Annotated in this window: 14 protein-coding genes; 10 read left to right on the forward strand and 4 right to left on the reverse strand. The window is 55.9% G+C overall.

The genetic code is table 11. The features are described 5' to 3' along the window. Window positions 1-166 precede the first annotated feature (166 nt). Window positions 167-1,006, forward strand: coding sequence for a YopJ family acetyltransferase (locus AAIE02_RS12980; protein WP_498532706.1), 840 nt, complete (start codon window positions 167-169; stop codon window positions 1,004-1,006). A 106-nt stretch (window positions 1,007-1,112) separates the two neighbouring features. Here AAIE02_RS12980 and AAIE02_RS12985 read toward each other — a convergent pair whose 3' ends face one another. Next, window positions 1,113-2,015 carry a DMT family transporter gene (locus AAIE02_RS12985; protein ID WP_008458619.1) on the reverse strand — a complete coding sequence of 301 codons (903 nt, stop codon included), beginning with the start codon at window positions 2,013-2,015 and terminating at the stop codon, window positions 1,113-1,115. 287 nt (window positions 2,016-2,302) lie between these two features. Here AAIE02_RS12985 and AAIE02_RS12990 point away from each other — a divergent pair, with 287 nt between their 5' ends. The 9 genes from AAIE02_RS12990 (at window position 2,303) to AAIE02_RS13030 (ending at window position 10,773) form a co-directional block, all read left to right on the forward strand. Next, window positions 2,303-2,584 (forward strand): hypothetical protein, encoded by a 282-nt coding sequence (locus AAIE02_RS12990; RefSeq protein ID WP_498532707.1) that lies wholly within the window; start codon window positions 2,303-2,305, stop codon window positions 2,582-2,584. A gap of 20 nt (window positions 2,585-2,604) precedes the next feature. Further along, complete coding sequence (locus AAIE02_RS12995; protein ID WP_008458624.1) at window positions 2,605-2,949, forward strand: carboxymuconolactone decarboxylase family protein; 345 nt, start codon at window positions 2,605-2,607, stop codon at window positions 2,947-2,949. 46 nt (window positions 2,950-2,995) lie between these two features. Beyond that, window positions 2,996-4,012: an alcohol dehydrogenase gene (locus tag AAIE02_RS13000; RefSeq protein ID WP_498532708.1), complete on the forward strand. Its 1,017-nt coding sequence runs from the start codon at window positions 2,996-2,998 to the stop codon at window positions 4,010-4,012. 103 nt (window positions 4,013-4,115) lie between these two features. Beyond that, a complete protein-coding gene (locus tag AAIE02_RS13005) occupies window positions 4,116-6,668 on the forward strand; it encodes a TonB-dependent receptor (RefSeq protein WP_498532709.1) in 2,553 nt (850 codons plus the stop codon). 162 nt (window positions 6,669-6,830) lie between these two features. Then, entirely contained in the window at window positions 6,831-7,328 is a 498-nt protein-coding gene (locus AAIE02_RS13010; protein ID WP_166878574.1) for a sigma-70 family RNA polymerase sigma factor, read from the forward strand. Then, window positions 7,325-8,314 (forward strand): FecR domain-containing protein, encoded by a 990-nt coding sequence (locus AAIE02_RS13015; RefSeq protein WP_498532710.1) that lies wholly within the window; start codon window positions 7,325-7,327, stop codon window positions 8,312-8,314. Before AAIE02_RS13010 ends, AAIE02_RS13015 begins: the two co-directional genes overlap by 4 nt. A 133-nt stretch (window positions 8,315-8,447) precedes the next feature. Further along, window positions 8,448-9,245 (forward strand): energy transducer TonB, encoded by a 798-nt coding sequence (locus tag AAIE02_RS13020; RefSeq protein ID WP_498532711.1) that lies wholly within the window; start codon window positions 8,448-8,450, stop codon window positions 9,243-9,245. Window positions 9,246-9,413: 168 nt separating this feature from the next. After that, complete coding sequence (locus AAIE02_RS13025; RefSeq protein ID WP_336706547.1) at window positions 9,414-9,932, forward strand: phosphoribosyltransferase; 519 nt, start codon at window positions 9,414-9,416, stop codon at window positions 9,930-9,932. A gap of 34 nt (window positions 9,933-9,966) precedes the next feature. Further along, on the forward strand, window positions 9,967-10,773 hold the full coding sequence (locus tag AAIE02_RS13030) for an HAD-IIB family hydrolase (protein ID WP_498532712.1): 807 nt from the start codon (window positions 9,967-9,969) through the stop codon (window positions 10,771-10,773). Window positions 10,774-10,803: 30 nt separating this feature from the next. Here AAIE02_RS13030 and AAIE02_RS13035 read toward each other — a convergent pair whose 3' ends face one another. From AAIE02_RS13035 to AAIE02_RS13045, 3 genes are all read right to left on the reverse strand, one after another. Continuing rightward, window positions 10,804-11,568 carry a DeoR/GlpR family DNA-binding transcription regulator gene (locus tag AAIE02_RS13035; RefSeq protein ID WP_034809200.1) on the reverse strand — a complete coding sequence of 255 codons (765 nt, stop codon included), beginning with the start codon at window positions 11,566-11,568 and terminating at the stop codon, window positions 10,804-10,806. A gap of 84 nt (window positions 11,569-11,652) precedes the next feature. Continuing rightward, window positions 11,653-12,159, reverse strand: coding sequence for a GNAT family N-acetyltransferase (locus AAIE02_RS13040; RefSeq protein WP_498532713.1), 507 nt, complete (start codon window positions 12,157-12,159; stop codon window positions 11,653-11,655). A gap of 35 nt (window positions 12,160-12,194) precedes the next feature. Beyond that, complete coding sequence (locus AAIE02_RS13045; RefSeq protein ID WP_498532714.1) at window positions 12,195-13,391, reverse strand: BaiN/RdsA family NAD(P)/FAD-dependent oxidoreductase; 1,197 nt, start codon at window positions 13,389-13,391, stop codon at window positions 12,195-12,197. Between the last annotated feature and the right edge of the window lie 152 nt (window positions 13,392-13,543).

Below are 13,543 nucleotides of genomic sequence, written 5' to 3' on the forward strand. Positions count from 1 at the left end.
GTCACCTTAATCTCACTAAGAATATTATTTCCGTAGGTTCACCACCACTTCCCTCATTGCAAAGAAAAATTCACAAAAATAAATCCATAACCGCTAGACACACCGATAAAAAAAAGAAGTGAGACTTAACAATTACATAAAAGATGCCCCAAATAACCCTATGGTTGTGTCTAAACGTGAAGAAGATGACTTATATCGCTATGCAACGTTGTGTAATGAAATTTTTTTCAACGATGAAAAGATAGCTGGCGCTAACACTAACAAAGAAAACCTGGAAGAGCTATTCGAATTAGAATACACAACTGTTCCATTGATTTTTAATGCTAATAACATCGACAACAAAAATGCCATCTGTTACTTCAAAAAAGCAGACGACTTGGTGGAAAATATCTTTAACGGCCCTACCGGGCGAAGACAATTTGTCTATTCTGATGGCGTGCATTCTGTTTGCGTTGACGCATTTAAAGATCAAGATAATCGTATTTCGATAATTACCATTGACCCCGCGAAAATTGTTAGCAGAAATGTTCCTCAGTTTTCTATAGGCAACGCTCTTCAAGAAAATGACAAGATCGAGAATGACCATATATTCATGCTTGACCTGCAAACCGAGATTCAAAAAAGTGGTATGGGGTGTAAATTTTTCAGCATGGCATTAGCAAAACAAGCAGCCAAAGACCCTCACTTAATCGAGCTACACAAATCTAATATTGCGAAAAAAAAATCAAATAAAGAACATAGATGGGAACGACTAGGAACAAAGGAAAGTGAAAAACATTTAAATGGAAACTATTATAAGCATAGCCATTCATTAAAAAGAATTAATGATCTTGAACCTGAAAAAAGAGAAGAGATCATTGGCTCAAAAGATTCTCTTTTGAACAGACACCTAAAGTTTAGAGTTAGTAAAAAAACCGATAATGGAAAAATAGAATTTAGTAATTCTATTGATATTTTCCGCAGTAAACAAATTAAAAAAATGTTGAACCGCTTGAATTCTGTTTAAATTTAAAACTACTGCATGGGAGCACCACCCTATAAGTGAGTAGTAGAACCAGACACTATTTTTCTGTACAACAGGAATAAACCGCCTTCCCCGGCGGTTTTTCTTTTTAGCGGGAAAAGCGCTTAGCGCCGAACACGCAAACCAGCACGCCAAGCATCACGGCGATCATCGATGTATGTACCTCTTCATGAAGCAGCAATCCGGCAAGTAACAGACCAAAAAAGGGCTGTAACAATTGCAGTTGCCCGACGGCGGCAATCCCGCCCAATGCAAGGCCGCGATACCAGAAAATAAACCCTATCCACATGCTGAACAGCGACACGTAGCCCAGCGCGAGCCATGCCTGAGCGCTGATAGCGTCTCCCGCCGACGGAACGGTAAAAGCAGTAGCCGCGGCACTAAGCGGCAGAGAAATTACCAATGCCCACGAAATCACCTGCCAGTCGCCCAACCGCCGGGTCAGCACCGCACCTTCAGCATAACCCAGCCCACACAGCGCAATGGCGCCCAGCATTAGCGCATCGCCCTGCCAGCTGCTTGCTGTCCCGTGGCTCAAAGCAAAACCTGCCACCAGCGCAGCACCCGCCAGAGAAAACAGCCAGAAAGCCGCTTGTGGTCTTTCTCCTCCACGCAACACGCCAAAACAGGCGGTCGCCAGCGGCAGCAGGCCGATGTAGACCAGCGAGTGTGCCGAGGTTGTGTGCTGCAGTGCTAAAGCCGTCAGCAGCGGGAAACCCAGCACCACGCCGACGGCCACCAGGCAAAGCGGCAGCCAGTCTCCCCGCTGCGGCCGCGGCTGCCGCAAAATCAGCAGCGTGCCGGCCGCCAGCAGCGCCGCAAGAGTGGCTCGTATCGCCGTCAGAAAAAGAGGATCAAGCTCCAGCACCGCAACGCGCGTGGCCGGCAGCGAGCCGCTAAAAATAAGCATCCCCAAAAAGCCGCTGATCCAGCCTCGGGTTTGCGGGTGAGCAGTCGGCTGACTGAGCGGCAACGCGCTTCTATTTTGCATGGTGGCTCCAGATACTCAGATTGGCTTCCTATTCTGCGCAAAGCCGCCACGACAGACAGATCCACAATGAACAAGAATCACCAGGCCAGCAAAAAAACCACCCACCAAAGAAGAAAATCTATCTTGCCAGTCAAGATTAAGTCATTTGTTAACCCTCACGCTGATTCACATAATGCGCCAACACGGAGAGGCAAGCGGCAGCCTTTTTCTTCTTCGCTCTGCCGCTTTTTTCTCCCTCATCTCCGCTCGTGCAACGGCATGAGCCACACAACAAGAGGCAGTGAACCATGGCTTATTTGCAAATCACCCTTGATATCAGCGCGCAGAATCGCGCCGCAGCCGCGGGCGTTTACCAGCAGTACAAAACGGCCTTCCTGACCACCATCGACGGTGCAGTCTCCAAGGAACTGCTGATCCGCGAGCAGGACGTCCAGGTACTGCACGGCTTTTACACCGCCGCCCAGGCCGAAGCCTATCTGGGTTCTGACCTGTTCACCCGCGACGTAGTTGAAGCCCTGAAACCGTTCCTGAACGCCGCCCCGGAAGTCCGCATTTATAGCGTCACCTGAAATTAACTGAAGAGGTTTGTATGTTGCTGAACTGGAATGAACATCGCGAAGAATTACTGGGTGTGGTGGGCGATTACGCGAAGCTGCAGCCGGAGTTTATGAAAGGGCTGATGAAGATGGACGCGGGTGCTTCCGCCATGGGCCACCTGGATGCCAAAACCCACGAGCTGATTGCGCTGGCGGTGGCGATCACCACCCGCTGCGACGGCTGCCTGTCGGTACACGTTAAAGCCGCCGCAAAACACGGCGCAACCCGGGAAGAGATTGCCGAAGCGCTGGCGGTCGCCATTTCGCTGAACACCGGGGCGGCGCTGACCTACACCGCTCACGCCCTGGACGCGTTCGACGCGTTGCCAAAAGCCTGAGCCTAAGCGGCATCCTTCCTGAGGGTGCCGTTTTTTTCACCGGAGAATGCAAATGACCTACAAAGCGATGCAGGCCAGCGGCAACGGTAGCCTGGAACTTGTCGAGCGCCTCGTACCAGAACCTGGCGCAGGCGAAGTGCTGATAAAAATAGAAGCCTGCGGCATCTGTGGCGCTGACGGCGGCGTTATCGACGGCACGGAAAAGAACGTGGCTTACCCGCGCGTGCCGGGGCATGAAGTTGTCGGCACGCTGCTGAAACTTGGCAGTGGCGTACCTTCTGGCCTGCATGTTGGGCAGCGGGTTGGCGTGGGCAGGCTTGGCGGGCACTGCAATGAATGCGATGCCTGCCGCCGCGGCGAGTTCACGCTTTGCAGCCACCAGCCGGTCGTCGGCAGCTCGCAGGACGGCGGCTATGCCGAAATGATGCTGGCGAAGGCGACCGGCCTTGTAGCAATCCCGGATGCGCTAAGCGCAGTCGACGCCGCGCCGCTGCTTTGCGCCGGAATAGCCACCTTTAACGCGGTGCGTAAATCAGGTGCTCAGCCGGGAGACAGCATCGTAGTCCTCGGTATTGGCGGCCTGGGCCACCTTGCCGTGCAGTATGCCGCTAAAATGGGGTTCCGGGTTATCGCCATCGGGCGTGGAAGCGATAAAGCACCAGCTGCGCTGGCGCTGGGTGCCCGCGATTATCTCGACAGCAGCCTGGATAATCCTGCCGAAGCGCTGAGAAAACTCGGCGGTGTAAAGGCGATCGTCACCACGGTCACGGACAACGCTATAGCGTCCTCTCTGCTGCCAGCCCTGCAGCCCAAAGGCAAGCTAATGGTGCTCGGGGTCGGCCAGCAGCCGCTCGCGCTTTCTCCGGGTATGCTGGTTGGCCGGGAGCTGTCAATCGAAGGCTCGCTGACCGGCACCCCGAATGAAACCGAAAGCGCTCTGCGTTTTAGCCTGCTGAACAACGTGCAGCCGATGACGGAAATATTCCCGCTGGCACAGGCCAACGAAGCGTGGCAAAAAATGAAGTCCGGCAAGGCACGATTCCGCATAGTGCTGACGATGTAGAGCCCGGCGGCCGTTTTTAATTTAAAAATTTTCTGCCTGATTTTCAGTCTCGCGTGACCTCTCTGAAGCAGTACTTCTTGTGACTCACCTTCAGGGATACATCATGACGATAAAAAATAACGGAAAGGCTACGGCCATTTCCGACGCGAGCCAACCTGCACAGCTCCCTCGCGCCCCGCTTGCGTCCGGCATCGCCTTATCCGGCCTGCTGGCGCTGGCAACTGGTTTACCGACATTATCCTGGGCGGCAGAAGCCTCCTCAGCCGCCAGCCAGGCATTTTCCGTGCCTGCCGGGCCTTTGAGCGGCGCCCTGCAAACGCTGGCGAATGACGCCAACGTGCTGCTGGTCTTCACCCCGGATCAGACGTCAAACAAAACGACTTCAGGCCTCAAAGGGACTTATTCCGTACAAAGCGCGTTTGATCATCTGCTGACGGGCAGCGGCCTGAAAGCCGTGCGCGACGGCAATAGCTATCGGCTTGTTTCTCTTCCGGCAGCCTCTGGCGAGAACGCGCCGATTATCGTGCCAGAGCTTTCCGTGCTCAGCGGCCTGGATGACAGCGTCGTGGCCGGGCGCTCAACGCTGAAAAAAGAGAATATCGAGCGCATTCAGGCTGATAACGTCGCCGCCCTGCTGGATAAGCTGCCGGGTGTCTCTTCCGCAGGTTCACCGCGCCCGGGCGGGCAAAGCCTGAATATCTGGGGCATGGGCGGCATGGAGGACATCAAAGTGACGCTGGACGGCGCGCCCAAAGGGTTTGAGAAGTACCGCCAGGGGTCGGTGTTTATCGAACCAGAGCTAATCAAACAAATCGACGTCGATAAGGGTCCGTTTAACCTCGCCAATGGCAACGGCGGCTTTGGCGGCAGCATCAAAATCGTCACCAAAGACGCGGCCGACCTCTTACAGCCCGGCGAAAACTTTGGCGGCATGCTGAAGTACGGTTTCCACACTAACGACAACCAGAATATCTACAGCGGCGCACTGTATGGCAGAACGTCAGAAGGCTTTGCCGACGGGATGCTCTACGCCAGCAAACGCGATGGCGGCAATATTACCCGCCCGGACGGCACGCATTTCGACTATTCCGCTAACCGCCAGGGGACCTGGCTTGCCAAAACCAATCTCTACCTGACCGACGCGCAGACGCTGACGCTTTCAGCCATGCATTCCGAATCCACCGGCTGGCAGCCCTTCGCCGCCAAGCGGGACGAAATTGCCGCCCCGAGTCAGGCGGATGTCGACAAATACGGGTTAGACGAGGCCTGGCGCAGGAAGCTGGTGTACCGCAACCAGACCGACGAAAACTACTCCGTGAAGTGGAACCTGGCCCCGGTGGACAAGCCCTGGCTGGATCTGACGCTGAACTACGCTTACTCCAAAACCAAACAGCATGATACCCGCCCCGACTCCGCCGGAGCGTCCAGCTTCCTGGGCTCGCTCGGCAATGAGAGCTGGGTGGATTACAAAGACAACCTGGTGGAGATCAGCAACAAGAGCCGCTTCAGCACCGGGCCGGTGGATCACCTGCTGGAAATCGGCGCAAGCTGGCATAAAAACCAACGCGATGCGCTGATGTACTACCCAGGCTACAAGAAAAATGCCGCCTACAACTACGGCTACTTCCAGCCGTACTACATGCCCGCCGGGGAACAGCAAACGCGCGGCCTGTATCTGCAGGACAGCATGACGCTCGGCAGCGTCACCGTAACGCCGGGCGTGCGCTACGACAGCGTCACCAATACCGGTGAGCCAAACATCGCCTCAATGTACAACAGCAGTAATCCTAAAGTCGGCCACGACTACAGCAGCAAAAGTTATCACGGCTTTACGCCTGCACTTGGGCTGGTCTGGAAAGCCACGCCGAATGTGTCGCTGTTTGCCGATGTGACCCGCACCTGGCGAGCGCCGACCATTGATGAGCAGTACACCGTGCAGTACGCGCTGTCTAACGTGTCCGGCACCAGCCGCGACCTGAAAGTGGAAACCATTAACAGCGTTCGCGGCGGGATGATCCTGAACTTCAATAATTTGCTGGCGGACGACGACAGCGTACAGATTCGTACCACGCTATTCCGCAACCGCGGCAAAGATGAAATCTTCTACCGTCGCGGCGTGCTGTGCGAGGCGCAGTCGGTGAAAAGTGGCGCTAACTGCGGTTCTCCACTGTCGAACTATCGTAACCTGCCGGGCTACACCATCCAGGGTCTGGAGATTGAATCGTTTTACGACAGCCGCCGCATCTTTGGCAGCTTCTCCTTCTCGACCATTCGTGGGCAGCGTGACGCTTCTCCGCGCGACCCGTGGGGCAACCAAACCTGGATCGCAGAAATTCCGCCTGTCACCGCCCACACCACGCTGGGCGTAAAAGCCCCGGAGTGGAACATGACCTTCGGCTGGACCATGGACATGGTGCGTAAACAGGATCGCTCCCCGCAGGATGGCGACCCGTTAGCGGGCATCTGGGCGCTGCCAAAAACCAGCGGCTACGCGCTGCAGGGCCTGTTTGCGTCCTGGCAGCCGGAGCAGGTGAAAGGCATGGAAGCCCGCATTGCCGTCGACAACCTGTTTAACACCGACTACTACCCGTACTTGGGTGAATCCGTGTCCGGTATCGGTCGCAACGTTAAGCTGACCATTTCGCAGAAATTCTAGTGTGTTACCCGCAGCGCCAGTGCTGGCGCTGCGTTCTCGTCGCCCGCAAAAATACATTAATACTTCGCAATCTCTTGACATAAAAATAGAGAAATTAAAATAATAATGATTATCATTTAAATATTTATCACGCCCTGATACCGATCAATGGTGAGTCACATCATGTCCCGTTCCCAACAGGTTGCGCAGCAGCTTTACTGCGATCATCAGCGCTGGCTTTACCACTGGCTTCGCAACAAAGTCGGCTGCCCGGAACAGGCGCAGGATCTGACTCAGGACACCTTTATTAATATTCTGGTCAGCCCCGATCTGGCCTCCATTCGCCAGCCACGTCCTTTTCTTGCCACGGTCGCCAGACGGCTGATTGCCAACCATTATCGCCGCAAGAAAATCGAAGAGGCCTGGCTGGAGGCGCTGGCGACTCAGCCGGAAATGGAACACCCTTCCCCTGAAACACGACTGCTGATTCTGGAAGTGCTGGAACAGATTGATGCGGCGCTGGACGGCCTGCCGCCGCAGGTGCGGGAAGCCTTTTTGCTGGCCCACCTGCAGGGGATGCGCTATTGCGATATCGCCGAGCGCCTGCGCGTTTCCAGCAGCTCCGTGAAGCAGTATCTCCAGCGCGCCAACCTGCACTGTTTCTTCGCGCTCAGCTCATGACCTCCCATCCTTTTATTGACCAAAACGGGCAAGCCATCGACCGGGACAGCGCCTGGGCCGCCGCCTCATGGCTGACGCTGATGATGTCGGACGACGTTAGCGAGCAGGATAAAGCCGACTGGCAAAAATGGCTGGCGTCCAGCGCCGAGAATCAGCGAGCCTGGCGGCACGTCGAGGCGGTTTGCGCCAGCTTCCGGCAAGTTGACGGCAAACTGGCGCGGCAGAGCCTCTCTTCGTTAAAAAACAGCGGCAGGCGTCGGGCGCTAAAAGGATTAGGCGCTCTGCTGCTACTCGGTGGTTCGCTGGAATGGGGGCGACAGCAGCACGGCTGGGAAGCGTTCATTGCCGATTATCGCACCGGGACGGGGGAGCAGCGGCAGGTTGAACTCAGCGAAGGCAGCCGCCTATTACTGGACACCCAAACCGCGCTAAACGTGGATTTTACCGGGCAACAGCGCCAGATTGAGCTGCTCGGCGGCGACCTGCTGATTACGACCGGGCAGAAGGAAAAGCGGGCGGCATGGCCCCGGCCCTTTAGCGTGACGACGCCACAGGGCAAAGTGCTCGCGCTGGGCACCCAATTCCGGGTAAAGCTGGAACCGGGGCTTACCCGCGTGGCGGTTTACCACGGCGCAGTCCGGCTTTATCCGCGCAGCTCTGGCCTCGCCGGGCTACAGCTCGCGGCAGGCCAGGGCGCATGGCTCAGCGGGGCTGAATCCGGGGGCCTGCACGGCGGTGAAAAAGAGCCTGGCTGGGTGCACGGCAAACTGCTGGCCGACAATATGCCGCTGAGCGATTTCCTGCGGGAAGTTAACCGCTACCGCCCCGGCGTCCTGCGCTGCGACGAGGATATTGCGGCCCTGCGGCTGTCCGGCGTTTTCCCGCTGGCGGATACCGATCGGATTCTGGCTGCATTACCCCGCGTCCTGCCCGTCAGGATAAACACGCTATCTCGTTACTGGGTCAGCCTTTCTCGCAGTGAATAATGCTTCGTGACTGAGTAATCCATGTTAATTGTCTCGTTATTCATGACAGGCTGCCCGTTTGGGCGTTTCGCGTGTCCTCTCTCTTATCCCCACTGAAACAACAGCCTTTAGCCTGGCTGCGGAGTATTTTGTCATGCCTTCTACCCTGCCGATAAGACAGCCCTTTCCTGCCTGGTCCGACGGCCTGCCTCCCACACGCCGCAGCATCGGGCTGGTGCTGGCGCTCTTGCTGCACGCGGGCGTTTTTCTCTGGCTAACCAACCGGCCCACTCAGGAACAACCGGCCACCGCGCCACCGCCTATTGCGCTGATGATCCTCCCGACAGACGATCCGGCCTCTGTCGCCACGCCAGCCAGGCAGCCCGATAAGATCAAACAGATCCAGTCGGCCGCACCTCAGGAAAAGGCCGAGTCAAAAGAAACGGTGAAGAGCGTGGAGGCCCCGAACCCGGAGCTCGTTGTGGCTAAAAAAATGCACCATAAAGTCATCGCCAAACCTCAGCCGGTTAAGCCGCACGATGCGGAAGTGCCGCCGGCCCCTACACCTCCTGCACCTGAAACGCATGCACCCGCCAGCCACCCGCAGCAAAGCGCCGGCAGGGCAGGAAGCAGCGCAGTGAGCGCCCCCAGCCCAGGCGAAGTGAACTGGGTCGGGCTACTGCGCCAGCGGCTCGACCGCTTCAAACGTTACCCGGCTCAGGCTTTACGTCAGCAGGCCCAGGGCGTGGTTTATCTGAGCCTGACGCTGAACCGGGAGGGCCAGGTCCTTAGCGTGGCGCTGGCAAAAAGCAGCGGTACGCCAACGCTGGATCGCGAAGCCCTTGCCCTGCCGACTCGTGCGGTTCCGCTGCCCGCCCCCACGGATGATATCGCGCCAGGCCAGCCGCAAATAACCCTCACGCTGCCAATCCGTTTCGATCTCCGCCAGTAGATCCCTTTGCTCAATGCTCGGTAATGCAGCATTGAGCACACCCTGCCTGCACGATCGTTTTAGATCACAAAAAATACGCTGTCATCACGCTAATATTGCACAATCGAGCATTAGATCTTATTTTAATCGAGCAACAACGAGCAATGACACTTTAGCGAGGATGCAGCAGTGAGAAACAATCATGTAGGACAGATCGTGATGAATGAGTCGACGATTGCCGAAGGCGTCACCAAAGTCGCCCGGCTGCTGAACAGTCGCTATCACGAAGCGGTAGTGATCACGGTCGTGCCCGGTGGGATTCTGTTTACCGCCGATCTGGTCAGGCAGCTCACCTTCGATATTTCAATGGACTATATTTCCTGCCCGCACACGCCTGGCGACAGAAACAACAGCTCTACCATCGTTTACCACGACAATATTGGCATCAGGGGGAAGGACGTTATCCTGGTGGATGACGCCATTGAGTCCGGTGGGACCATGAAGCGTCTGGTCGAGCATTTAATCGAACATTACGCTCCGAAATCGCTCTCCATCGCCACCTTATTTGTGAAGCCTGGCCGCGTAGAGATCCCCGCCGAGCAATGTTATGCCTGGATCATGGACAATGACGATTTGCTCATTGGCTACGGCATGCCGTGGCAAAACAAGTACCGCAACCTGCCCTTCGTTTCAAAACTAAAAATATAAACGCCTACAGAACACTTACCGATGGGATAACAACATGATAAAGCTAATTATTACCGACCTGGACGGCACTTTTCTCAATAGCCACGGCGACTATGACCGTAAATTATTTGCCCAGACCCACCGCTTAATGGCCGAGCAACGCGTCCATTTCGCCGCCTGTACCGGCAAGCAGTGCCAGCGGGTAGAAGAGCTGTTCGCCGATTACCGCGAGGATTTATGGATCATCGGCGACAGCGCCACGCGCATTAAAAGGAACGGCGAATATGTCTACGAATCGCTTATCAACAATGCGCTGGGATTACGCATTATCGACACGCTGGAAGCAGCCAGTGACAGCCACGTGATTGTTGCCTGCGGCAGCGAAAGCGCGTTTATTCGCAAAGACGTGCCGCAGCGGCTGCAGGACAAAATGCGCCAGTCCTACGCCAGCCTGGCGCTGGTGGACTCTTTTGCCGAACTCAATTGTGATTTCGTGAAGATAAGCGTCTATGACGAAGCCGGAAACTGCCCGCAGACTCGCCCGGTACTCAGGCCGTTTGAACAGGATGTCTACATCGTGGTGTCCGAAGCGGCGTGGATAGATATTGCGGATTATGGCGTCCATAAAGGGACAACGGTGCAAAGGCTCCAGCAGTTACTGAACGTCAGCCCGGCGGAGACTCTCGCCTTTGGCGACGGGTATAATGACCTGGAACTGCTGGCCCAGGCGGAATACAGCTTCGCGATGCGTAATGCGTTTGAAGAGACCAAGGCCGCAGCCCGGTTTATTACCGGCAGCAATGATGAAAGCGCGGTCCAGCACACGATAAAAAGCCTGCTGGCGTTGCAAAGCAAAGTCTGAAGAAGGGCGGGTTCTTAGCCGCCCGTTCCGCTAGCCCGCGATTTCAATCCGCAGGTTAACGCCGCCGAAATCGGCAATTTTGGTTTCGGCGCTCACCACCGCAATATCAATGTCTTCGCAGGGTGCCACTTTATAGCGAGCCACCTGGGACATCTTGTTGGCCGTTACGGCGGCGATCACCTCATTACTCTGGCTCAGCACTTCCCGCTTAAAACAGGCGTCTTCGTAATAAACCGCGCTCAGGCCAGCCTGCGGATCCAGCCCGCACACGCCGATAAAGGTCTGGTCGAAAACCATGCCGCGCAGCTGATTGACCGTGTCGGAACCCAGCGTGCTGCCGGTCAGCGGGTTAACTTTGCCGCCCAACAAAATCAGTTCGCCCCGCGTGCGCCCGCTCAGCGCCGCTGCAATCTGCGGGGAATTGGTGACAATGGTGAGATCCAGCTCTTCGGGGATAAACTCCACCATTGCCAGATAGGTTGAACCGGCGTCGAGAAACACGCAGGTGTTAGCTTGGATCATTCCGGCGCACTTCCGTGCCACTTGGGATTTCTCACCCACATCCTGGGACACGCGGGTTTCGAAGCTGGCAGACTGCTGGAACTGACTGATGGCCCCGCCATAAACCTTTTTGCACAGGCCGCGACGCGCCAGCTCCTGCAGATCCCGGCGGATGGTGTGCTCGGACACGCCCAGCTTCCGCGCCACATCAGCCCCGATCACCCTGCCCGTTTCGGTCAGGATCTGGTGGATCATCGCCTGGCGCTGTTCAGGCAATGCGTCATAATCTGTCACGTTTAGCCCTCAAATAGCTGCAATAGTGCATAACATATCACAATCTATCACGGCGCCTGTCGTTCACCGGCATACCGGGCTTCATTAATAAACCCTGCCGTTAAAATCGATTATCCCCTCAAGCGCTACCTTCGACGTAGCGCGAATCATGCCGCCGTTATAGACGTAGGTATTCCACCTGTTATCCACCACATCGAAGTAACGAATAGGCAGCGTTAGCTGCCGGTAACCTGAGGATTTATAGACGCCTTCCCGGTAGGCAAACAAAAAGGAATAATCGCTCTTTTTATCTTTCAAACACTGATGAAGTTCTTTCAGCATGCTTGCCGCTAATCCCTGCCGTTGAAACTCGGGGGCGACAGCCACATCGCCGATGATTCCAGCTAAAAAGCGCTGCTCCTGGCAGGACATTTCACGCATATAAAGCGCTGCATGGCCGATAATGACGTCTGAATGTTGAGGATGATGAATGACCAGGCGAAGCGCCAATTCCTGAGTAAGGGCCACCGCATGATCCTTCCCAAAAACGCTGGTTAAAAGGCGCTGTACGCCAGCAAAATCCGTTTCCTGATAGTTTTCTATCTTCATCATGGCTTCCTTTTCATGCTGGCAGGGGACAACAATGCTTAACCTGCATCAACCAGCGCCTGCGCGCACGCCCAGGCGGAGCTCCAGGCCCACTGGAAGTTATAGCCGCCCAGCCAGCCGCTGACGTCCATCACTTCGCCGATAAAATAGAGGCCCGGGGATTTTTTCGCTTCCATGGTGCGGGAGGAAAGTTCGTTGATATCCACGCCGCCGAGGGTCACTTCCGCCGTGCGATAGCCTTCGGTGCCGTTGGGCTGAACGCGCCAGGCTTGCAGGGTGTCAATCAGCTCGCTTTGCTGGCGGCTGTTGAGCTGCTTCAGCGTGACGTCCGGGATCTGCTGCAGCTGCTGCAGGCACTCAACCAGGCGTTTCGGCAGCACCATCGCCAGTGTGTTTTTCAGGCTCTGGTTTGGGTGCGCGTTGCGCTGCTCGTGAATAAAACCGTCCAGATCGGTGTCCGGCAGCAGATTCACGCTGACGAATTCGCCCGGCTGCCAGTAGCTGGAAAGCTGCAGAACAGCAGGGCCGGACAGGCCGCGATGGGTAAACAACAGGCTTTCACGGAAGCTGACGCCGTTTTCTGCGGTGATGACGGACGGCACCGAGACACCGGACAGCACCTGCAACTGTTCGAGCAAAGGTTTATGCAGCGTGAACGGCACCAGGCCCGCGCGGGTCGGCAGCACCTTCAGGCCAAACTGTTCGGCGACTTTATAGCCGAACGGCGTCGCCCCCAGCCCCGGCATCGACAGACCGCCGCTGGCGATAACCAGTTTCGCGCCCTGCACGCTGCCGCCGTTTAGCTGCAGGGTGTACCCCTGCTCGTCGCGTTCAATACTCAGCACTTCGCTGCGCAGGCGCATTGTTACTTTGCCTTTCTCGCATTCGGCCACCAGCATATCGACTACCTGCTGGGCAGAATCGTCGCAGAACAGCTGCCCGAGGGTTTTCTCGTGCCAGGCAATGCCGTGCTTGCCCACCATGTCGATAAAGTCCCATTGGGTGTAGCGGGCCAGCGCAGATTTGCAGAAATGCGGGTTTTGGCTCAGATACGCCGCAGGCTCGACATAAAGGTTGGTAAAGTTGCAGCGTCCGCCGCCGGACATCAGGATTTTACGGCCCGGTTTTTTCCCATTATCAATCAGCAATACGCGGCTGCCCGCCTGCCCGGCAACCGCCGCACAAAACATTCCAGCTGCACCCGCACCTATAATAATGGCATCAAACTTTTCCACGACCGACTCCCGACTATGCTTAAGGCAACGGATTGTAAAGACCTGAGGCTGGTCGCACCAGCTTTAAGGTGAATAACAAATGCAGGTGATTGATAAACAAAATGTAAATCATTCCACCTGTGCGCCAGATGGCGACTAAAATCAAAAAAAGT

This window comes from Cedecea sp. Ae19-4 (genome assembly GCF_059801165.1).